The sequence below is a fragment of the Martinezella sp. CNPSo 3964 genome (genome assembly GCF_057784375.1).
Genome location: NZ_JBXSOW010000007.1, coordinates 384,943 through 406,084 on the forward strand (window position 1 = coordinate 384,943; position 21,142 = coordinate 406,084).

Genomic DNA, 21,142 nt, shown 5'->3' on the forward strand with positions numbered 1-21,142 from the left:
ATGACTCAAACGAGGAATGGCGAGATGTCGGAAGAGCAGGCAATCCGTGCGGTTGTTCATCTCTACGTCGATGGCATGGCATTCGCGAGCGAGCCGGCGCTGCGCAAGGCCTTCCATCCGCGAGCGGCGATCATCGGCAATTATCAAGGCGCGGTGGAATGGATGACGCGGGATGAATTCATCGCCGCGATCGTCGAGGAAGGCAGTGCCCCGCCTGGCACCATACCGCTGATGGAGATCGAGCTGATCGACATCGAAGGCGATGCGGCGAGCGTCAAGGTCGTCGACGAATTCGCCGGCATGCGGTTTTCGGACTATCTGTCGCTGGTGAAGATCGATGGACGGTGGAGCGTGGTGAACAAGGTGTATCACCTGCATCGGTAGATAATCGGCAGCTGAGTGCGCCGCACCTCCGATACCCCCTCTGTCGCTTTCGCGACATCTCCCCCACAAGGGGGGAGATTGGTAACTCGCCTGCCTTAGTCAAATATCGAAGCTACAGACGCTGAAGCTCTTGGATTTGGAAGAGCACGCGACATACTCCCCACGATCTCCCCCCATGTGGGGGAGATGTCCCGAAAGGGACAGAGGGGGGTAAACCCTCTCCGCCAACTCGGCAGCAGCCAATTACCCTCTCAGCACCCCACCCGTCGACTTAGTGACATTCGCCACGATCTTCTGGGTCAGCGCCTCGAAATCTTCATCCGTCAGTGTGCGTTCAGCCGGCTGGATCTGCACCTCGATGGCAATCGACTTCTTGCCTTCGCCGAGCGAGGCGCCTTCGAAGATATCGAAGACGTTGACGCCGGTGACCAGCTTGCGGTCGGCGCCGACCGCAGCGCGGACGATGGCGCCGGCTTCCACCGACTTGTCGACCACGAAGGCGAAATCGCGCTTGACGGCCTGGAAGGGAGAAAGCTCCAACGCCGGCTTGGTGCGGGTCGCCTTCTTCTTCGGCTCGGGCATGGCATCGACATAGACTTCGAAGCCGGCGAGAGCGCCCGACACGTCGAGCGCTTCCAGCGTCTTCGGATGGAATTCGCCGAAATAGCCGAGCACGACCTTCGGACCCATCTTGATGGTGCCGGAACGGCCGGGGTGATACCAGGCCGGACCACCCTGCTCGATCTGGATATTGCCCATCGGCAGGCCGCAGGCTTCGATCACGGCAAGCGCATCGGCCTTGGCGTCGAAGACGTCGACCGGCTTGCCGCCGCCCTTGGCGGCGTTCGACCACATGCGACCGGCGCCGGCAAGCGTTGCCGTGCCGCGGCGGATGCCGCCGGCAACGCGACGCTGGCCTTCGGGCGTGTCATTCTCATAGGTGCCGGAGACTTCGAAGATCGCGACGTCGCCATAACCCTTGTCGGCATTGCGCTGCGCAGCAGATAGCAGCCCCGGCAGCAGCGAGGGGCGCATGTCGGACATGTCGGCAGCGATCGGATTGGCGAGCTTCAGCGCATTGGAGCCGCCGCCGAAGAGCTTCGCTTGATCTTCCGAAATGAAGGACCAGGTGACGGCTTCCAGCATGCCGCGCGACGCCAGTGCACGCTTGGCGGCGCGCGTACGGATCTGCAGCACCGTCAGGATCTTGCCGTTAACGGCGGCATGGCTGCTGAGCGGCTGCGGCTTGATGTTGTCGACGCCGTGGATGCGCATGATCTCTTCGACGAGGTCAGCCTTGCCGTCGACATCCGGACGCCAGGAGGGAACAGCGACGGAAATGCGCTCACCCGAACCGGAGACCGAGAAGCCGAGCTTCGTCAGGATCGACTTGCTTTCGTCAGTCGAGACTTCGAGGCCGGTGAGGCGCTTGACTTCCGACAGTGGGAAATCGACGACCTTGGCCTCATAGCCCTTGTAGCCCTCGACGCGGGCCTTGGCGGCCGTGCCGCCACAGCTGGCCAGCACCAGCTCCGTGGTGCGCTCAAGGCCGGGCACCATATATTCCGGGTCGACACCGCGTTCGAAACGATAGCGCGCATCGGTGATGATGCCGAGGCTGCGGCCGCTCTTGGCGATGTTCATCGGGTCCCAGAGCGCCGACTCGATCAGCACGTCCGTGGTGTTCTCGTCGCAGCCGGAATGTTCGCCGCCCATGATGCCGCCGATCGATTCGACGCCGTTATCATCGGAGATGACGACATTGCTCGGGTTGAGCTTGTATTCGCGCTCATCGAGCGCCAGCACGGTCTCGCCGTCCTTGGCGCGACGCACGACCAGATTGCCCTTGACCTTGGCGGCGTCGAAGACGTGCATCGGCCGACCCTGATCGAAGGTCATGTAGTTCGTGATGTCGACGAGCGCGCTGATCGGGCGCAGACCGATGGCGAGCAGGCGCTGCTGCATCCACTTCGGGCTCGGGCCGTTCTTGACGCCGCGCACGAGGCGAAGCGCAAAGCCCGGGCAAAGGCGCGCATCATCCAGATCGATCTTGAGCTCCGTCGTCGTCTCGCCTTCGATGGCGAAGGACGGCGTGCCGCGCGGCTTCAGCGTACCGAGGCCGGAAGCGGCGAGATCCCGCGCAATGCCGTAAACGCCGGTGCAATCCGGGCGGTTCGGCGTCAGGTTGATCTCGATCATCGGATCGTCGAGGCCGGCATAGGCGGCAAAGCTCGTGCCGACGGGCGCATCGTCCGGCAGGTCGATGATACCGTCATGGCTGTCGGAGATTTCCAGTTCCTTTTCCGAGCACATCATGCCGCGGCTCTCGACGCCGCGGATGTTGCCGATCGCAAGCGTCACATCGATGCCGGGAACATAGGTGCCTGGGGCGGCGAAAGCGCCGACGAGGCCGGCGCGGGCATTCGGAGCGCCGCAGACGACCTGAACGGGCGCGCCGTTGCCGGTATCGACCATCAGCACCTTCAGGCGATCTGCCTGCGGATGCTTTTCGGCCGAGAGAACCTTGGCGATGACGAAGGGCTTGAACGCGGCCTTGTCGTCGACCTCTTCCACTTCCAGCCCGATCATCGTCAGGCGGGCGCAGATCTCATCGAGCGTGGCGTCGGTTTGCAGGTGTTCTTTCAGCCAGGAGAGTGTGAATTTCATGTGCTTTATCCCTTCCTTACGCGCTCAGGCCGCCGAACAAAGTCGGCATGTCGAGCGGGCGGAAGCCATAGTGGTTCATCCAGCGGACATCGGCGTTGAAGAAGTCGCGCAGGTCGGGCATGCCGTATTTCAGCATGGCGATGCGGTCGAGGCCCATGCCCCAGGCAAAGCCCTGGTACTCATCCGGATCGAGCCCGCCGTGGCGCAACACATTCGGATGCACCATGCCGCAGCCGAGGATTTCCATCCAGTCGGTGCCTTCGCCGAACTTGACGATCGGGCCGGAGCGGTCGCACTGGATATCGACCTCGAAGGACGGCTCCGTGAACGGGAAGAAGGACGGGCGGAAGCGCATCGTCACGTTGTCGACCTCGAAGAAGGTCTTGCAGAACTCTTCCAGCACCCAGCGGATATTGGCGACGTTCGCCGTCTTGTCGATAACCAGGCCTTCGACCTGATGGAACATCGGCGAATGTGTGGCGTCCGAATCCTGGCGGTAGGTCTTGCCGGGGATGATGATGCGGATCGGCGGCTTCTGCGCTTCCATGGTGCGCACCTGAACCGGTGAGGTGTGCGTGCGCAGCACCTTGCGCTCACCCTTCTCGTCCGGCTGGAAGAAGAAGGTGTCGTGCATTTCGCGGGCCGGATGCCCTTCCGGGAAGTTCAGCGCCGTGAAGTTATAATAGTCAGTCTCGACGTCGGGACCTTCGGCGATCGAGAAGCCCATGTCGCCGAAAATGGCGGTGATTTCGTCGACGATCTGGCTGATCGGATGAATGCGGCCGCGCTCAGTCGGCGACGAGCGGACCGGCAGGCTGACATCGACCGTCTCGGCCTTCAGCTTGGCGTCGATCGCCGCAGCGCGCAGCGCGCCCTTGCGTTCGTTGATCGCGTCGGTGACGGCATTCTTGAGGGCATTGATCGCCGCGCCGCGCGTCTGCCGTTCTTCCGGCGACATCGAGCCCAGCGTCTTCAGCAGTTCCGAGACCGAGCCCTTCTTGCCGAGCGCGGAGACCCTGACGGCTTCGATCGACTGTTCGTCCGTCGCCGCGGCCACCTCGGCCATGAGTTGGGTTTCAAGTGTTACGAGTTCCGTCATCTGGTCCTGCCTTGCGGACCAGGGGCCATCGGGCTCTCAGTCCACGGAATAAGTGGTGAACGCATGCATCAGAAAGCTTGTCGCAACGATGAAGCGCTGGAGATCACTACCCATGTGCACGCGGCCAATCAACCGGGCAAGGAACAAAAAACCGCCGAGAAAGCGAATCATGCGCTGAAGCTCGGCGCGCGCAGCCGCCGGCGCCTGCTCGGACCAGGCCTCATAAGCCCTGTTCTGTGTTGCAAGACCGAGGTGAGCGCCCGTCGCAATCTGCAGGAAGAGCAGCCATATGTCGCGAGCCTGCGCCACCTCGAGTGGCATGACGGTCTGCGGGTCTTCCTCGAAATCCATGAAGCCCAGCCGGTTGCCGACAAAGAACATGTCGCGCGGATAGGGCCGGCCGTGGCAAAGCCCCTTGGCGTGCAGCCGGCCAAGCTCAGCAGCGCAGACGACCATGAGGTCGTCATGAGCTATTGGATCACTCTCCTTCAACTGCACGAGGCGGCACTGCACCGTGATTCCAGCATCCCCAAGAACGAGAGTACCATTCGAGGCGTAGAGAATCTCCGGAACGGCGATGCCCTCTCGGCTGAACAAGCCGATGCGCCGGGTTTCCCGCTCAACCATTTGCCGTGGCGACAGATAGGCGCAAGGTCGTAGGAAGGCGACCGGGACGATGCGCGAAAAGACCGCTTGCAGAAGACGCCAAGCAGACGGCCTCTTCGTACCGTATCGCTTGATCCAGACCTGACGTGCAGAAAGGGGTACTCGCTCGACACGGCTGGAGCCGCTGACCAGCACCGTCAGCAAGGTCTCGATGTCCTTACCGTTCAGATTGGGTATGAAGTTCAATTCCGCAGTCTTGTCATTCAATAATTTCACCCATTCCCGATAGCGGGAATGCCCGAGGTGATCTTCGCAAATTGATTGTGTCGCGAAAAATACAAAACCCGCGCTGGTTACACAAGCGCGGGTTTCATAAATATGACAAAAACTGTCTAGTAGACGTTCTTAGCCAACAGCGGCTTCGAACTCGTTCTTCGTGCCAGCGTCCTTGAGGTACTCAAGTGCCTTCTTGGAGGCAGCAACGAGAGCACCGAAAGCGTCCGCTTCATGGATAGCCATATCGGAGAGGACCTTGCGGTCGACTTCGATACCAGCCTTGTTCAGACCGTCGATGAAACGGCCATAGGTCAGGCCATGTTCGCGGACGGCAGCGTTGATGCGCTGGATCCAGAGGGCGCGGAAGTTGCGCTTGTTGACCTTGCGGTCGCGGTAAGCGTACTGCTTGGAACGGTCGACGGCGGCCTTGGCGGTACGGATGGTGTTCTTACGACGGCCGTAGAAGCCCTTGGCTGCCTTCAGAACCTTCTTGTGCTTGGCGTGGGCGGTAACGCCTCTTTTTACGCGTGCCATTTCATGATCTCCTTAGTCTATAGCGTTACGAATAGTCTTAGAGACCGTTCGGCAAGTAGTTCTTGATAACCTTACGGCCATCCGGTTCTGCGAGAACCATGGTGCCGCGGGCATCGCGAATGAACTTGTTGCTACGCTTGATCATGCCGTGGCGCTTGCCAGCAGCGGCTGCCTTGACCTTGCCGGATGCGGTGATCTTGAACCGCTTCTTGGCAGAGGACTTCGTCTTCATCTTGGGCATTTTGCTACTCCTTCGATGCTTCCTGGCGTGCTTTGCTTAAAAGCCCTTCCCACAGATCCGGACAGGCCGGGCTGCAACAAGGTGCCGGAGCGTTTGTTGTTGAACTGCGGATCCGGTGACGAACCGCTCCGCCAGCATTCTGAACTGCCACGGCATGCCCTGCCGGTCAGTTCGGACGCGCGCTTATAACCGCACTTGCCCTGAAGTGCAACGGGCCTGACGCGGGAATCTTTGCAGATCGATGACAACGCGCAACCGGACCGCAAAAAGGAAAAAGCCGCCCAATGGGACGGCTCCGACCTCTTATTTCAACCTGCGCCTCACTTCGGCGCAAGCACCATCATCATCTGGCGGCCTTCGAGCTTGGGCTCGGCTTCCACCTTGGCGATCTCGAGCGTATCTTCCTTGACCTGCTGAAGCAGCTTCATGCCGAGCTCCTGGTGGGCCATTTCGCGGCCACGGAACTTCAAGGTCACCTTCACCTTGTCGCCTTCTTCAAAGAAACGACCGATCGCCTTCATCTTCACCTCATAGTCGTGGGTGTCGATGTTGGGACGCATCTTGATTTCTTTGACTTCGACGATCTTCTGCTTCTTGCGCGCCTCGGCGGCCTTCTTCTGGTTGGCGTATTTCAGCTTGCCCAGATCGAGGATCTTGCACACAGGCGGTTCAGCATTGGGGGAAATCTCTACCAGATCGAGACCGGCCTCCTCTGCCATTCTCAATGCCTGGTCGGTCGGGACGATGCCCATATTCGCGCCGTCGGCAGCGATGAGCTGAACTTTGGGAATGCGAATTTCCCTGTTGGAACGTGGCCCGTCCTTTACGGGCGCATCGGTTTTAAAGGGTCTGCGAATGGTCGTACTCTCCACGAATTGTTTCGGATAGCTGCAGCCTCTCGCTCCCCGTCGGCGCAACTGACGGAAATGTCGTAAAAGCTGTGTTGAAGTCAATAGCATGACAGCAGGAAAAAAGCACCTCCCGCGTGTCAATAGAGTGTCACGGAAGCGCGAGATGCGCGAAGGACACAGTATACTTCCCTAAATATATAGAGACTGCGGCGGAAAGATCGAGGATTTTTCGGGTCAGGCGGACGCGAATCTGTTCTATAGGGCAGAAAATCCGGGAGTTTTTCATGTCCGAGACCGCCGCAATCATCCAACCGACCTTCCTTCCCGTTGGCACGGGCGAGAACGAACGCCAGATCGCCATCGTCCAGCGCGGCGCCGGCAAGGGCGCCAGGAATGTCAGCTTCGTCTGGTTGTCCGGCTATCGATCCGACATGAGCGGTTCCAAGGCGATGGAAGTGGACGCGCTGGCGGAGCGGCTTGGTATCGGCTGCATCCGCTTCGACTATTCCGGCCACGGGCAATCCGGCGGCAAGTTCACCAACGGCACGATCTCGCGCTGGCTGGAAGAGGCGCTTGCCGTCATCGACCATAGCAAGCCGAAGAAGATCGTTCTCGTCGGTTCGTCGATGGGCGGCTGGATCGCACTCAGGGTCATCCAGGAACTGCGCAAGCGCAAGAAGGCACCCGCCATTGCGGGCCTCGTGCTGATCGCGCCCGCGCCCGATTTCACGATCGACCTCATCGAGCCCAACCTTTCCGACGTCGAGCGGCGATCGCTGGCAGAGCGCGGCTATTTCGAGGAACCTTCGGAATACAGTCCAGAGCCGAACATCTTCACCCGCGCGCTCATCGAGGACGGCCGCGCCAATCGCGTGCTCACCGGCATCATCGAAACCGGTTGCCCCGTGCACATATTGCAGGGCATGCAGGATGCCGACGTGCCCTTCTCGCATTCGTTAAAGCTGGTCGAGCACCTGCCGGCCGACGACGTGGTGTTAACACTTGTGCGCGATGGCGATCACCGCCTGTCGCGGCCACAGGATCTGGAGCGCATGCTCTCCGTGGCCGAGACATTGGCGCTGCACAATACGCCATAAAAACAAATAGATATCTGCGAAATGCTTCCAACGCTGCCGCCTTCCAGGGCGCCGCGTGAGCGCGCCTGCATAATCTCTGGCAGCAGGAAATTATGGCAACTATCTCCTTGATTGTGCCGAAATTAACCATATGAGCCGGTTCCGGCGTTAACACTTAAGTAACGATTGACTTCGCGCACCCCCCTACATTAACAATTTGTTAACAAATGCAGGGACGATACAAGGATAGTGGGCGTGCGTATTAAGGGCTTGTTGATTGCCTTCGCTGCTATAGTTGCGATGTCGTCGGCGGCGATGCCGGCACCTCAGCAGGGCGTTTCGATGACCGTCGGCAACGTGACCTCCCAGCCGATCGGACACTACGATTTCTGCCAGAGACACACCGACGAATGCGGCCCGACCCGCAATGTCGGTCCCGTCGACATGAACGCTGCCTCCTGGGCGCTCGTGAACCAGGTTAACCTGCGTGTCAACAAGACCATCCGCCCGGCGACTGACATGGAAGTCTACGGCCAGGAGGAATATTGGGAATATCCGAAGACTGCCGGCGACTGCGAGGATTTTGCCCTGCTGAAGCGCAAGCTCCTGATGCAGAGCGGCATTTCCGCCTCCAACCTGCTGATGACTGTGGTGCGCAAGCCTGATGGCGAAGGGCATGCGGTGCTGACCCTGCGCACGAAGCAGGGCGATTTTATCCTCGACAACCTCGAAGACGAGATCAAGGTCTGGACCAAGACTCCCTATTCCTACATGAAGCGCCAGGCGAGCTTCAATGCCGGCCGCTGGGTTACCATCGAGAACGGCAACGACGTCCTGGTCGGCGCCGTCAAGTAAGCGAAGACACAAACGCTACATGCAGGAAGCCGGTCCAATGGGCCGGCTTCCTGCATTTTCGGACGTCAAAAGAACGATCTTCGCGTGACCAGAGCGGTTCAGCTTTTCATGGAATCTCTGAAGCGCTCTAGCTCTTTGTTTTCTCGCAATTCGGGACGGAAACCCGCTGGGCACTTTTCCTGGAATTGCTCTGGCCGAATGCGGCTCACCCATTTCCAATCAAAATGCCAGCGCCCAGTACCAGCGAACCGCCGAGGACGACCTGGAAGGCCGCCCGCAGGAACGGCGTCTCCATATATTTGTTCTGGATGAAGGCGATGGCCCAGAGCTCGAAGAAGACGACGACGGCCGCAGTGATCGTCGCGGTCCAGAAGTGCGGGATGAGGTAGGGCAGTGCATGGCCGAGGCCGCCGAGTGCCGTCATGATACCGCAGGCAAGGCCGCGCTTGATCGGCGAACCGCGCCCTGAAATCTTGCCGTCGTCATGGGCCGCCTCGGTGAAGCCCATGGAGATGCCGGCGCCGACCGAAGCCGACAGGCCGACGAGAAAGGTCTGCCAAGTCTGCTGCGTGGCAAAGGCGGCGGCGAAGATCGGCGCCAGCGTTGAGACGGAGCCATCCATCAGGCCGGCGAGGCCCGGCTGCACATAGGTGAGCACGAACTGGCGGCGCGCTTGCGCATTCTCTTCGTGCTTGACCTCTTCAGGCGTATGCTTCTCGCCAAGCATGCGGGCGACATCTTCATGGCCCTGCTCGGCGAGTGCGAGATCGCCGAGAAGCTGGCGCGTTGAAGCATCGGACACCTGCTTGGCCGCTTCGACATAGAAATTGTAAGCCTGCTGCTCCATCGCCTCGGCCTCATCGCGCATGGCATCGAGGGAGAGGTTCTTGCGCAACCAATCCGGCTTGCGCTCGTAAAAGCCACGCACATGCTCGCGCCTGATCAGCGGAATACGCTCGCCGAAACGGCGGCGGTGCATGTCGATCAGCGTCTTGCGGTGCGTATCCTCCACTTCGGCCATATCCTCGAAAACCTTGGCGGATTCGGGATAGTGCGGGCGCAGCGTATCGGCATAGGCGAGATAGATGCGCGAATCATCCTCTTCTGCCGCGATGGCGATCGCCAGGATCTCCTGCTCGGAAAGGGAGGTGAAAGGGCGTTTCGACGGGCGGAATAGGCCTAGCAGCATCGGGGCAACCTCATAACTTTAGAATTATTCTAATTCTAAAGTGGGTAATTGCGTCGGTCAAGCGCGGAGGCGCCGTTGCAGGGAGAAAATCGTGCCGGAAAATTTGCGGCCGCCCAACGGGTTCACGGAAAATGGCGGCGTGACTTTGACAGATTGCCGCAACAGCTCCATGACGTCTTGGCCGCGCTGGGAAATTGCATACATAGAGGTCGAAAGAAGTCGGAGCAGCGAGCTTCCACGCGCCCGCACTCGGAGAACATCATGGAAAACGAGATACAGGCCCGAGCCGCCCATCTTGCCGGCATCCGCGAAAGGGCCGAGACAGAGATGGCGCGGATGGGCATCGATGCCGCCTTCATCGACAGGCTGGTCGACACATTCTATGGCCGCGTTCAGGCGCATCCCCGCCTCGGACCGGTGTTCGACGGACGCCTTGCCGGACGCTGGCCAGATCATATGGAAAAGATGAAGCGCTTCTGGTCCTCCGTCGCCTTCAAGAACGGCGCCTATGGCGGCAAGCCTGTGCAGGCGCATCTCGGCGTCGAGGGCATGGCCGCCGACCTGTTTCCGGAATGGCTGGCGCTGTTTTCACAAACGCTGAGCGATATTGCGCCTTCCATGGAAGCAAAGGACTGGTTCATGGCGACAGCCGAGCGTATCGCCAAGAGCCTGACGCTCTCGCTCTTCTACAATCCGGCGCTGGACGATCCCGCGAGGAAGACGGTTTAAGGCAGACCGCGCGAAAATGCGGAGTTCGCAGCGGATGCCGACAGGGGAGCGATTGGCGGAGTTTCAGAACTTCCTCGCCAATAACTGCGACAAGAGGTGAGCGATGCCCACTCTCTCGACGGCGGCAAGTCACTTCAAACTCGCCGCTGCAAGGTCAGGCAACGCCTATGCCTGTGCTTTGCGATAGGCCGCGACCGTAAGCCAGATTGCGGAAAGCAGGAAGTAGAAGGCTCCGAATGCCGCATAGGGGACAATATCCAGAATCGTCGGCGCAACCGTGCCGAGGGATCGGCTGAGCATGAAACCGCCGGCAAGGGCCGACTGCGCGCCACTCAGGATCATCACCCATTGAGCGCCGTAGGTACGCCAGCGCCTTACGCCGGTATAGAGTTGCAGCAGGCCCGAAAGGATCGCCCAAGCCCCAAACACGGCCAGGACGGCATAGGTGCTATTATAGGCGGCCACGACAACGGCGAGCGCAGTGACGATGCTGACGACAACATTCAATGCCTGGGACGGATTGACCCTCAGGCCGTCATTAACCCGGGCGTCGACCAGATTGGCGAGAGCATCCCATAGGGGATAGATAACCAGCAGAGATGCGGCGGGCAGCGGCTGTCCGCTGAAAAGGATCGCAGCGGCAATCCAGGCGATCGAGAATATCGCACGCGTGAAATAGTAGGATTGCAGCCAGTTGGACTGGGGTGAAATGCGGCTTTGCATCGGTAGGTTCCTTGTATTTACCTACCTACTAGTAGGAAGAAGACATCATCGAGTCAACACGACGCTCAAACACCGTTTTGTGAGAACCGGAAGCGCTGTGGCAATCTTGACAAGCCGCCTACCAAAAGGTAGGCAGTAACATGAAATCAATAACTTCGACTTCAGAAAAAATTCTGGACATCGCGCAGTCTCTTATCGTGGCAGGAGGCTACAACGGCTTCAGTTATGCCGACATCTCCGCTGCGATCGGCATCCGAAAGGCGAGCATCCACCATCACTTTCCGACGAAGGCCGAACTGGTCTCGGTGCTGGTGGATCGCTACAGGCAGCAGACCGAGGCGGGCCTGAAGTCGCTGCGCGAAGGAGTTTCAAGCCCCGCGGAACAGCTGCAGGCCTATGTGAACTACTGGCATTCATGCATTCGGGACGCCTCGCTGCCCTTCTGCGTCTGCGCGATGCTCGCCAGCGAGATGCAGATGCTGCCGGAAGAAGTCGCATCCCAGGTCCAGGGCCATTTTCATAGTCTTGCCAGATGGCTTGCATCAGTGCTGCAGACTGGGGCTGAAAATGGTCATCTCAGGCTGGACAAGCAGCCTGAGGAAGAGGCGCAAATGCTGATGGCTTCGGTTCATGGGGCGATGCTCTCTGCGAGGGCTTTCGGCGACCCAGAACTGTTAATCGCAATCGTTGCCCCCCAGATCGCCAGACTTCAGGCACAGGATTGAAAGGGAGTTGCGAGCCGAGCGTCAATCGATGACCGCCTATGGCCAAAGGCGGCATTTGCGGAAAGGCTATGCGCTCAATCTCAGCCTTTCGTCGCAAACACCGTTGCCCCGATGCTGGCGGAAACGACGAGCGCCGTGCCAAACATCTGCGACGGTGTCATCGGCTGCGACAGGATGACGAAGCCGGCAAAGGCGCCGATGGCGGGCTCGAGGCTCATGAGGATACCGAAGGATGAGGTCGGCATGCGCCTGAGCGCCACCATTTCCAGCACATAGGGAAGCAGCGGAACGAGCAGCGCCAGACCGGCGATTTCGAGGAGCCCGAAGGCCGTGAGGTTCGGAAGGGCGGAGGCGAAGCCGAAGGGCGTCGAAACGACCGCTGCAACCAGCAGCGACATGGAAAGCCCTTCGAGACCCTGAAAAGCATTGCCGACCCTCTTCGTCAGCAGGATGTAGCAGGCCCAGCCCGCGCCGGCGCCGATGGCAAAGAGGATGCCTGGGAGATTGCCGACCCACTCTTCGCCATCATAGGCCAACAGCAGAACGCCGATGGCCGCGAAGATCGGCCAGAGAAGTTGGCGGCTGAGCCCGAAGCCGAGGGTCGCGACCAGCAGCGGCCCGAGGAATTCGATGGCGACGGCAAGGCCCAGGGGAATGCGTGCGATCGCTGAGAAGAATGAGGTTGTCATCATCGCCGAGACCGTGCCGAGCGCCAGCACGCCGAGCCATTGCGAGCGGCTGTAGCTCATAATCTTCGGACGGACGATGATCGCCAGGGCGATAGAGGCAAAGACAAGCCGCAGCCAGGTCGCGCCGGCCGGTCCATAGGCATTGATGATCGGAGCCGACAGGGCCGAGCCGAACTGGATGCAGGACATGGACATGACGCACATCAGCACGCCGGCAGCAATTCCGCCGGTCGATGGCACGACATCCGGATGCGGCATCAAGGCCGCGCCGCCATCCGTGCCACTCTCGATAAGCTTCTGGTCCATGACCTCTCCCGTTTGGCGGGTTTTTAGAGGTCTGGCCATATGCTGGCAAATTCAAACTTTTCATCCTGCGATCAGGCGCTTTGATACAAGCACCTCTCAGGCCTCGAGGCCTCTCAGTACATTGGCGACGTTCAGGCCGATCTCGGGCACGCCGTAGCCGCCCTCCATGCAGACGAGGACGGGCAGCCCCGCGGCCGAGACGCGCTCGCCCATGCGGATGAAATCCGCTGACGTCAGCTTGAAGAAGGAGATCGGATCACGCTCGAAGGTATCGACGCCGAGCGAAAGCACGATCGCCTCTGCGCCGAAGGTTTTGACGCGGGCAAGCGCATCGTCGAGTGCTGACGACCAGGCCTCCCAGGGCGTGCCGCGCGGCATGGGATAATTGCGATTAGTTCCGAGACCTTCGCCCTCGCCTTCCTCGTCGGCATGGCCGAGGAAATAGGGAAAGGCATGGATGGGATCGCCATGCAGCGAGGCAGTGAAGACATCACCGCGCCTGTAGAAAATGTCCTGCGTGCCGTTGCCGTGATGAAAGTCGACATCAAGCACGGCAACCTTGGCCGCGCCGTGATCGCGCAGCCGCTGCGCCGCGACGCCGGCATTGTTGATGAAGCAATAGCCGCCGAAGAGGTCGATACCGGCATGATGGCCCGGCGGGCGGCAGAGCGAGAAGGCAAAGCGATTGCCGGCGTTCAGCCAATCGGCGCCGGTCAGGGCGCAGCGCATGGAGGCGAGCGCCGCTTCATAGGACCCCTTGGTGATCGAAGTATCGGCTGCATTGGCATAGTGGCCGATCATGCCGACGATATTGTCAGGCACGCGTTGGCTGGTGCGCCTGACGGGGAAGGAATTGGCGATCGCCTCGCCCGTGTAACCGGCGGCGACCCAGCGCTCCCAGGCAACGCCGAGAAAATCGAGATAGGCCGGATCATGAACCTTGCGCGCAGTCTCCAGCCCATGGGCTTCGGGCGCGACGACATCGGTAAAGCCAGCATCCTTGACGGCGGCCAGAATCCATTCGGCGCGGAAGGGCGCTTCGAAGGGCGTGACGAGCTGGCCATCATGCAGCTCGGTCTTGGCGTCCCTGAGCTTGTGATCCTCCGAATAGATGACGCGCATGCCTGCCTCCTCCGTTATCCTGTCGACGCAAAGGCTTACATGGATCGCGCACGAGAAAAAAGAGCAGCTTGCGCCCTTGAAGACAATCACAAACGACTGCACCTTCCGCCTGCATTGGATGAAGCGAGGGCAGCAGCATGAAAATCCTGATGGTCGATGTCGACGGTGTGTTGGTGCATGGCCGCCCAAGCGACGGGCAGCCGCTGTTCACTTATCTGGAGCGCGATCTCGGACTGAAGCTGGAGGTGCTTCAACAGGCGTTCTTCAAAACCTGTTGGGTCGATATCGTCACCGGCCGTGATGCGCTGGAGCCGAGGCTTGCGGAGGTTCTCGGCAGGATCGCTCCCCATCTCAGCGCCCGAACGCTGATCGACTACTGGTTCGAAAACGACTCCCGCCTCGACCACAGCCTGCTCGAAGACTTGGCCGCGCTGCGTACTGGGGGAACGAGGATGTTCCTTGCCACCAACCAGGAGCATATGCGCGCCGCCTATCTGATGGACGAACTCGGGCTCTCCTCGCGTTTCGACGGCATCTTCTATTCCGCCGCCCTCGGCCACCAGAAGCCGTCGACCGAATTCTTTCGGCTGGCGACGGAGCGGGTCGGCCTTCCCGCTCACGAGATCGGCTTCATCGATGATGTCGAGGCCAATATCGAAGCCGCGCGGCAATTCGGATGGAAAGCAATGCAATGGACATCGGGTTCCAAGTTGCGAGATGCCATCGCTGTCTTCTCTGCCTGAGTGATCCCTGTCAGGCTCCGATACGCTTATAGAAAATGGTCGTGTCGCAAAGACCGCCCTCCGGCCACATGGCATAATCGGGCACGACGCCGACGCGCTGCCAGCCGAGGCGCGGATAGATCGCCTCGGCATCGCTGCCGGTCGCCGTATCGAGCACAAGCAAGGTCTTGCCGATGCGGGCGGCTTCGCGCTCCGCCGCTTCCATCAGGAGGCGGGCAAGACCCTTGCCCCGCGCGGAGCGGTGCACCAACAGCTTCTTGAGATCGCCGCGATGCGGCTGGTTCGGCATCTGCGCTGCACCCACCTGCACGGTGCCGACGGCCCTGCCCTCGATCACGGCGACAAAAAGCAGTGTCGCGCCGCTCTCGACGCTATCGGCGACGCCCTGCCAATAGGGCAAGGCATCGGCCGTTCCGTAGGGCTGCATAAAGCCGACGGAGGCGCCGCCATTGACGCAATCGACAAGCACGTCGCAGAGCTCGGAGAGCCTGTCGCGAGCCTCGGCAGCGGAGAGAAGACGAATATCGGTCATGAAAAGGTCCTTGGGTAGCTATGAACGGCCGCGATCGAGGATGACGCTGTAGCGCGCCGGATCATCGCCGGGATTATGGAAGGCGTGGCCATCGCCGACGCCCATGAAGAGGCAATCGCCCGGCAGGAGATGATGGACGACATCGCGGTGCGTCACCTCCATCTCGCCGTCGAACAGCCAGACATGCTGGGTCATATCGGCGCTTGCCGCATTCGGCGGGAAAATGACGCGGGCGCCGGCGGGGAAGATGACTTCGACGACATCGACCTTCGAGCCCGTGCCCGGCGGCGAGACGGCGCGCCTCACATAGCCGGTTCCCGGATCGCGCCAGATCGCCTGCTGCTCGCGGCGGGCAAGTGGCGATACCTCATTCTCCTCCTCGGCAAAGAAGGCCGAGAGGGAAAGGCCGAGCGCCGCGCAGAGCCGTGACAATAGCGAGGCCGTGGGACTCGCCTCCGCCCGCTCGATGCGCGAGATCATCGCACGGCTGACGGCCGAGGCATTGGCAAGCTCATCTAGCGTCAGGCCGCGGGCGATGCGCAGCTCCTTGATGCGCACGCCGATCGCCAGTTCCAGATCATCATCCGCCATCGCCGTGTCTCGCGCTCCATATTCTACTATATGAGAAATACACGATCTCATGATGGAATCAAGTGAGGTTCGGAGTCCATCGGCGGCGGGCCGGAAAAGGCTAACATAACGTGAAGATAGCCGCCAAAACCCCGCTTTTCCGCTTTGCGGCGCGGGGCGGCGCTGCTATATGGCGCGCATGAGCACCAATTCCACCACTCCGCTTTCGCATATCCGCAACTTCTCGATCGTGGCCCATATCGACCACGGCAAATCGACGCTGGCCGATCGCCTGATCCAGACGACGGGCGGCCTTGCCGAACGCGAGATGTCGGAGCAGGTGTTGGACAATATGGAGATCGAGCGCGAGCGCGGCATCACCATCAAGGCCCAGACGGTGCGCCTGCACTACAAGGCCAACAATGGCGAGACATATATCCTCAACCTGATCGACACGCCCGGACACGTCGACTTCGCCTATGAAGTCTCGCGCTCGCTGTCGGCCTGCGAGGGTTCGCTGCTTGTTGTCGACGCATCGCAGGGCGTGGAAGCGCAGACGCTCGCCAACGTCTATCAGGCGATCGACAACAATCACGAGCTCGTCACCGTCCTCAACAAGATCGACCTGCCCGCGGCCGAACCCGACCGCATCAAGGATCAGATCGAGGAAGTGATCGGCATCGATGCTTCCGACGCCGTGCTGATTTCGGCGAAGACCGGCCTCGGCATTCCCGACGTGCTGGAAGCCATCGTCCACAAGCTGCCGGCGCCGAAGAGCCCAGGCGGCGAAAAGGCACCGTTGAAGGCGCTGCTCGTCGACAGCTGGTACGACACCTATCTCGGCGTCATGGTTCTCGTGCGCATCATCGACGGCACGCTGACCAAGGGCCAGACCATCCGCATGATGGGTACGGACGCGAAGTATCAGATCGAGCGCGTCGGCGTTCTCACGCCGAAGATGGTGGCCGTCGACAGCCTCGGCCCCGGCGAGATCGGCTTCATCACCGCCTCGATCAAGGAAGTGGCCGACACCCGCGTCGGCGATACCATCACCGAGGACAAGCGCCCGACCGCCGCGGCCCTGCCGGGCTTCAAGCCGGCGCAGCCCGTGGTGTTCTGCGGTCTCTTCCCGGTCGATGCCGCCGATTTCGAAGACCTGCGCTCGGCCATGGGCAAGCTGCGCCTCAACGACGCCAGCTTCTCCTTCGAGATGGAATCGTCTGCCGCTCTCGGCTTCGGTTTCCGCTGCGGCTTCCTCGGCCTGCTTCATCTGGAAATCATCCAGGAGCGCCTGGAACGCGAATTCAACCTCGACCTGATCGCGACGGCCCCCTCAGTCGTCTATCAGCTCACCATGACCGACGGCACCGAGATCGAGCTGCACAACCCGGCCGACATGCCCGACGTCGTCAAGATTTCCGAGTTCCGCGAACCGTGGATCAAGGCGACGATCCTGACGCCGGACGATTATCTCGGCTCGATCCTGAAACTCTGCCAGGACCGCCGCGGTATCCAGACCGAGCTGACCTATGTCGGCAACCGCGCCATGATCACCTACGACCTGCCGCTCAACGAAGTCGTCTTCGACTTCTACGACCGCCTGAAGTCGATCTCGAAGGGCTATGCCTCCTTCGACTACAGCCTGACCGACTATCGCGAGAGCGATCTCGTCAAGATGTCGATCCTCGTCAATGCCGAGCCGGTGGATGCGCTTTCCATGCTGGTGCACCGCTCGGCTGCCGAAAAGCGCGGTCGCGTCATGTGCGAGAAGCTGAAGGACCTGATCCCGCAGCACATGTTCCAGATCCCGATCCAGGCCGCCATCGGCGGGCGCATCATCGCGCGCGAGACGGTGAAGGCGCTGCGCAAGGACGTGACCGCCAAGTGCTACGGCGGCGACGCCACCCGCAAGCGCAAGCTGCTCGACAAGCAGAAGGAAGGCAAGAAGCGCATGCGGCAGTTCGGCAAAGTCGAAATCCCGCAGGAGGCGTTTATCGCCGCGCTGAAGATGGGGGATGAGTGACGTTAGGTATCGCGGCATATTGACCACTTCCGATTTTTGAACCACATTTGTGGTGAAAGAATCGGAAGCTGGAGATTTCAATGCCGATTAAAGCAAAGATCATTCTCAACGACGCGGACGTGCGCCGTCGCTTGGCAGAACTTGGTTTGACTATTGAGGCCTTGCTGGACGTTCTCAGGCACTATGCACTTTCATTAAATAGCCAAACCGAAGATCATCCCAGTTGGGGCCGCGGAATCGGTCCCGCTAGCGAGGCTGTGTTTGCGCTGAGGAGCCGTCTAAAAGCTGACGGATGGACCCGAGAGGAAGAGAAGGGGTTTGCTCTAACTGTGCATCCCACAGAAAAACTGGCGATTAATATTGCAAAAGGCGATGATGGAACTGGCGACCCACTCGTCAATGTTACGACCTCGTCGGAAAAGGGTATCTGCACGGAAGCCGCCGTTAACGCTAACCAGTATCTTCTAGATCTTCCCGCCCCGGAACCGGTACTCAAGATTCATCGTCCGACTTGGTATCTGCTCTTCAAGAAAAAAATCGACGGGATACACGCAGAGTTTTCGCTCCCGGTGGGATTGGTAGACAAACACATCTCCCTATGGCAGGAGCGTATCATGTTGCCTGTTGTGCCAGAGGACGGCGCTGGAGTCTTGGTTGCCGGCTTCGACGATGGTGGATTTGACGTTGAATTAAGCAGAAAAAAATGAATGCCTTTTACCCAGACCGATTGGTATGGATGAGAAAAAAACGCGGTTTAACAAAGACGGCACTTGCGAAAGCCGTCAATGTTGATCTGCGCAGCATATCCGCATATGAAGCTGGTGAGTTTGAACCGGGTTCAGATACCCTTCAGCGGCTGGCAGATACTTTAAAAGTTAATGCGGACTTTTTTCAAAAAGGTAATTTTAACGGACCGGAGCCGGCTCAAGCCAGCTTTCGCGCGTTCTCAAAACTGACAGCAGCCAAACGTGATATGGCGCTTGCAAGTGGTGCGATCGCTTTCGCGCTCTGCGAATGGCTGGAAACGAAATTCAATCTTCCCGAGTCAAACATTCCGGATTTGCGCCAAGAAGGTGCAGAACAAGCCGCTTTGACGCTTAGATATATGTGGGGACTTGGAGAGAAGCCAATCTCAAATATGATTCATTTACTTGAATCAAAAGGCGTGCGCGTTTTTTCACTAGCGCTCGATATCGCCGATGTAGATGCTTTCTGCACATGGCAAGATAGCGTTCCCTACGTATTTCTGAACACCAAAAAATCGAACGCAAGACGGCGTTTTGATGCTGCTCACGAACTGGGCCATCTGGTGATGCATCGGCACGGCGACTACGACGGAAGAACAACGGAAGCGGAGGCCGACGAATTCGCTTCTGCATTCTTGATGCCACGATCTGGCTTTATTTCTACCATGCCGCGCCTTCCAGATTTAAGGAATATCATCGAGCACAAGGGGCATTGGGGAGTGTCAGTTGCGGCTTACATTGTCCGATTGCATCGCCTCAAGCTTATTGGTGACTGGCACTATCGCACACTATTTCAACAGATCTCGCAACGAGGTTATAGAAGCAAAGAACCTTTTGATCACAAACAAGAAATGTCGAAATTGGTTCAACTTTTGTTAGAAGAACTGAAATCTGAGGGTATCGGGATCGATCATATTGCTGATCAACTAGGGATTTCTAGCGATGATATTAAAGATTTGCTCTTTAATATAGCTATCTTCAGTGTGACTAGTACGCAGAAAATTGGCAACTCAAACACAAAGAAGGAATCAGCCATTTCGCTTGTCGTAGACAATACAAAAAAGTAATGATTGTCCGTGTCGATTACTGAAGTCGTTCCTAGACATATTGGTGGTATGCGCTGCCAACCTGCGGAACAGATGCAACTTCACCCTTGTCCCATATACTCCCCGATCAAGCCCTCATATTCGTCCATCGCCGGCAGCGCGGCGTAGCTGTGTTTGGCCGGCGTCGTCACCCAGGGCAGCTTTTCGCTCGTCCAGGTCTCGACGAAGGGCGTGAACCAGCCGGTGTCATCAAGCATGGTCGCGCGCACATTGACGAACCAGTCCACGCCATCCAGCTTCGTGAACAGCCAGCTCATGCAATGCGGGCAGAAATAGTGATGGATGGTATCGCCGTGCAGGCCGCCGATGACAGGCTCGCCCTCGGTCACCTCGAAACCATCCGTGGGGATGGCGGCGCTCAGCGAATAGGGGCCGGCGGTCATGCGCTGGCAGCCTGTGCAATGGCAGGCCATGGTCAGCAACGGCTTGGCGCTGATCTTCAACCGCACCTGTCCACAGCGGCAGCCGCCCTCGCTCGGTAGTTCCAGCGTGCTCATGGGGTCATTTCCTCCTATTACATAGATTATCGACGCGTGGCACATCGTTATCGCAATCAGCTGCCCCGCGATTAATTCGGGCGCTCTTGCGATCCTCAAACCTCCGCGACGTGCAGCGGTTCCGTTCGGGCGCCGATCGTCCGCACCCAGGCCCTGGCGATGGCAAGGCCAGCCGCCTCGGCCGCAGCGGCATGCTTGGCAACAAGCTGCGGATAGTTTTCCAGCCAGCCGGGCTCCTTGCGCTCGATCGTTTCCTTGAATTCGCCGCGCCAACGCTCGACCACGGCGGCATTGGCCTCGAAGTGGAACTGCGTGCCATAGGTGGCACGGCCGATGCGGAAGGCCTGGTTCGGCGTGACACCGTTGGCGGCAAGGCGCGTGGCGCCGGCCGGCAGGGTAAAGGTGTCGCCATGCCATTCGAAAATGGTGAATTCGTCGCCGACATCGACCAACAGCGGATCTGCCTTACCCTCTTCCGTGAGGCCGACCGTCTTCCAGCCAAATTCATGGGCGATGCCGAGATGGTTTTCCGCTTCATAGGCGCGCGCCAGGATCTGGCTGCCAAGACAGATGCCGAGGACGGCCTTGTCCTCGCCCTCGAAACGGCGCATCAGCCGCGCCAGCTCCGGCAGATAGGGATGGGTATCGTCGTCGCGCGCGCTCTGTTCGCCGCCAAGTACGACAAGCGCATCGTAAGAGGAGATATCCTTGGGCAGCGCTTCGCCACTCCACGGGCGGAACCATTCGATCCGTGCTCCGGCCTCTTCGAGAGCGATACCGAGAGCACCAAGAGGAGTGTTCTTCATATTCTCGATGATGGCGACGCGCATTCCGATGATCCCCGAACATGTTA

Annotated in this window: 23 protein-coding genes; 9 read left to right on the forward strand and 14 right to left on the reverse strand. The window is 59.6% G+C overall.

Annotated elements, in window-relative coordinates:
- Positions 1 to 24: 24 nt before the first annotated feature.
- Complete coding sequence (locus AC13Q5_RS23060) at positions 25 to 384, forward strand: nuclear transport factor 2 family protein (protein WP_488503292.1); 360 nt, start codon at positions 25 to 27, stop codon at positions 382 to 384.
- A 243-nt stretch (positions 385 to 627) separates the two neighbouring features.
- Here the strand turns inward: AC13Q5_RS23060 and pheT are convergent, their stop codons facing one another.
- The 6 genes from pheT to infC form a co-directional block, all read right to left on the reverse strand.
- Complete coding sequence (gene pheT, locus AC13Q5_RS23065; protein ID WP_488503265.1) at positions 628 to 3,051, reverse strand: phenylalanine--tRNA ligase subunit beta; 2,424 nt, start codon at positions 3,049 to 3,051, stop codon at positions 628 to 630.
- 16 nt (positions 3,052 to 3,067) lie between these two features.
- The gene (pheS, locus tag AC13Q5_RS23070) at positions 3,068 to 4,150 is read right to left on the reverse strand and encodes a phenylalanine--tRNA ligase subunit alpha (protein ID WP_488503266.1); all 1,083 of its coding nucleotides are present in this window, start codon (positions 4,148 to 4,150) and stop codon (positions 3,068 to 3,070) included.
- Between the two features lie 36 nt (positions 4,151 to 4,186).
- Complete coding sequence (locus AC13Q5_RS23075; RefSeq protein WP_244558003.1) at positions 4,187 to 5,023, reverse strand: BUD32 family EKC/KEOPS complex subunit; 837 nt, start codon at positions 5,021 to 5,023, stop codon at positions 4,187 to 4,189.
- A 138-nt stretch (positions 5,024 to 5,161) separates the two neighbouring features.
- Positions 5,162 to 5,566 (reverse strand): 50S ribosomal protein L20, encoded by a 405-nt coding sequence (gene rplT, locus AC13Q5_RS23080; RefSeq protein ID WP_075856670.1) that lies wholly within the window; start codon positions 5,564 to 5,566, stop codon positions 5,162 to 5,164.
- Between the two features lie 37 nt (positions 5,567 to 5,603).
- Entirely contained in the window at positions 5,604 to 5,807 is a 204-nt protein-coding gene (gene rpmI / locus AC13Q5_RS23085; RefSeq protein ID WP_012759782.1) for a 50S ribosomal protein L35, read from the reverse strand.
- A gap of 320 nt (positions 5,808 to 6,127) precedes the next feature.
- Entirely contained in the window at positions 6,128 to 6,664 is a 537-nt protein-coding gene (gene infC, locus AC13Q5_RS23090; RefSeq protein ID WP_028750883.1) for a translation initiation factor IF-3, read from the reverse strand.
- Between the two features lie 278 nt (positions 6,665 to 6,942).
- Between infC and AC13Q5_RS23095 the strand changes: the two genes are divergently transcribed.
- Together AC13Q5_RS23095 and AC13Q5_RS23100 are read left to right on the forward strand one after the other, a co-directional pair.
- Entirely contained in the window at positions 6,943 to 7,755 is an 813-nt protein-coding gene (locus tag AC13Q5_RS23095; protein ID WP_488503267.1) for an alpha/beta hydrolase, read from the forward strand.
- Between the two features lie 234 nt (positions 7,756 to 7,989).
- Positions 7,990 to 8,589 carry a transglutaminase-like cysteine peptidase gene (locus AC13Q5_RS23100; RefSeq protein ID WP_075856672.1) on the forward strand — a complete coding sequence of 200 codons (600 nt, stop codon included), beginning with the start codon at positions 7,990 to 7,992 and terminating at the stop codon, positions 8,587 to 8,589.
- A gap of 205 nt (positions 8,590 to 8,794) precedes the next feature.
- Here the strand turns inward: AC13Q5_RS23100 and mbfA are convergent, their stop codons facing one another.
- On the reverse strand, positions 8,795 to 9,778 hold the full coding sequence (gene mbfA, locus AC13Q5_RS23105) for an iron exporter MbfA (protein WP_075856673.1): 984 nt from the start codon (positions 9,776 to 9,778) through the stop codon (positions 8,795 to 8,797).
- Positions 9,779 to 10,039: 261 nt separating this feature from the next.
- On the opposite strand from mbfA, the gene AC13Q5_RS23110 reads away from it, so the two are divergent.
- Positions 10,040 to 10,507 (forward strand): group III truncated hemoglobin, encoded by a 468-nt coding sequence (locus AC13Q5_RS23110; protein ID WP_488503268.1) that lies wholly within the window; start codon positions 10,040 to 10,042, stop codon positions 10,505 to 10,507.
- A 165-nt stretch (positions 10,508 to 10,672) separates the two neighbouring features.
- Here AC13Q5_RS23110 and AC13Q5_RS23115 read toward each other — a convergent pair whose 3' ends face one another.
- Positions 10,673 to 11,230 (reverse strand): DUF308 domain-containing protein, encoded by a 558-nt coding sequence (locus AC13Q5_RS23115; protein ID WP_488503269.1) that lies wholly within the window; start codon positions 11,228 to 11,230, stop codon positions 10,673 to 10,675.
- A gap of 140 nt (positions 11,231 to 11,370) precedes the next feature.
- Here AC13Q5_RS23115 and AC13Q5_RS23120 point away from each other — a divergent pair, with 140 nt between their 5' ends.
- Positions 11,371 to 11,955, forward strand: coding sequence for a TetR/AcrR family transcriptional regulator (locus AC13Q5_RS23120; protein WP_488503270.1), 585 nt, complete (start codon positions 11,371 to 11,373; stop codon positions 11,953 to 11,955).
- An 80-nt stretch (positions 11,956 to 12,035) separates the two neighbouring features.
- Here the strand turns inward: AC13Q5_RS23120 and AC13Q5_RS23125 are convergent, their stop codons facing one another.
- Positions 12,036 to 12,950 carry an EamA family transporter gene (locus tag AC13Q5_RS23125; RefSeq protein ID WP_488503271.1) on the reverse strand — a complete coding sequence of 305 codons (915 nt, stop codon included), beginning with the start codon at positions 12,948 to 12,950 and terminating at the stop codon, positions 12,036 to 12,038.
- 96 nt (positions 12,951 to 13,046) lie between these two features.
- Positions 13,047 to 14,072: a histone deacetylase family protein gene (locus AC13Q5_RS23130; RefSeq protein WP_488503272.1), complete on the reverse strand. Its 1,026-nt coding sequence runs from the start codon at positions 14,070 to 14,072 to the stop codon at positions 13,047 to 13,049.
- A 137-nt stretch (positions 14,073 to 14,209) separates the two neighbouring features.
- On the opposite strand from AC13Q5_RS23130, the gene AC13Q5_RS23135 reads away from it, so the two are divergent.
- The gene (locus tag AC13Q5_RS23135; RefSeq protein WP_488503273.1) at positions 14,210 to 14,815 is read left to right on the forward strand and encodes an HAD-IA family hydrolase; all 606 of its coding nucleotides are present in this window, start codon (positions 14,210 to 14,212) and stop codon (positions 14,813 to 14,815) included.
- 10 nt (positions 14,816 to 14,825) lie between these two features.
- Here AC13Q5_RS23135 and AC13Q5_RS23140 read toward each other — a convergent pair whose 3' ends face one another.
- Both AC13Q5_RS23140 and AC13Q5_RS23145 read right to left on the reverse strand, forming a co-directional pair.
- Positions 14,826 to 15,347: a GNAT family N-acetyltransferase gene (locus AC13Q5_RS23140; protein WP_075856678.1), complete on the reverse strand. Its 522-nt coding sequence runs from the start codon at positions 15,345 to 15,347 to the stop codon at positions 14,826 to 14,828.
- Between the two features lie 18 nt (positions 15,348 to 15,365).
- Positions 15,366 to 15,938: a helix-turn-helix domain-containing protein gene (locus tag AC13Q5_RS23145; protein ID WP_075856710.1), complete on the reverse strand. Its 573-nt coding sequence runs from the start codon at positions 15,936 to 15,938 to the stop codon at positions 15,366 to 15,368.
- A gap of 169 nt (positions 15,939 to 16,107) precedes the next feature.
- Here AC13Q5_RS23145 and lepA point away from each other — a divergent pair, with 169 nt between their 5' ends.
- The 3 genes from lepA to AC13Q5_RS23160 all read left to right on the forward strand — a co-directional run bounded on the left by lepA (position 16,108) and on the right by AC13Q5_RS23160 (position 19,753).
- The gene (gene lepA / locus AC13Q5_RS23150) at positions 16,108 to 17,940 is read left to right on the forward strand and encodes a translation elongation factor 4 (protein ID WP_163985015.1); all 1,833 of its coding nucleotides are present in this window, start codon (positions 16,108 to 16,110) and stop codon (positions 17,938 to 17,940) included.
- An 80-nt stretch (positions 17,941 to 18,020) separates the two neighbouring features.
- Positions 18,021 to 18,647 (forward strand): hypothetical protein, encoded by a 627-nt coding sequence (locus tag AC13Q5_RS23155; RefSeq protein WP_488503274.1) that lies wholly within the window; start codon positions 18,021 to 18,023, stop codon positions 18,645 to 18,647.
- Positions 18,644 to 19,753, forward strand: a complete 1,110-nt coding sequence (locus tag AC13Q5_RS23160) for an XRE family transcriptional regulator (RefSeq protein ID WP_488503275.1) — start codon at positions 18,644 to 18,646, stop codon at positions 19,751 to 19,753. The genes AC13Q5_RS23155 and AC13Q5_RS23160 overlap by 4 nt, the downstream gene beginning before the upstream one ends.
- Before the next feature lie 80 nt (positions 19,754 to 19,833).
- Here the strand turns inward: AC13Q5_RS23160 and AC13Q5_RS23165 are convergent, their stop codons facing one another.
- Entirely contained in the window at positions 19,834 to 20,289 is a 456-nt protein-coding gene (locus AC13Q5_RS23165) for a GFA family protein (protein ID WP_488503276.1), read from the reverse strand.
- A 95-nt stretch (positions 20,290 to 20,384) separates the two neighbouring features.
- Positions 20,385 to 21,119, reverse strand: a complete 735-nt coding sequence (locus tag AC13Q5_RS23170; protein ID WP_488503277.1) for a type 1 glutamine amidotransferase — start codon at positions 21,117 to 21,119, stop codon at positions 20,385 to 20,387.
- Positions 21,120 to 21,142 lie beyond the last annotated feature (23 nt).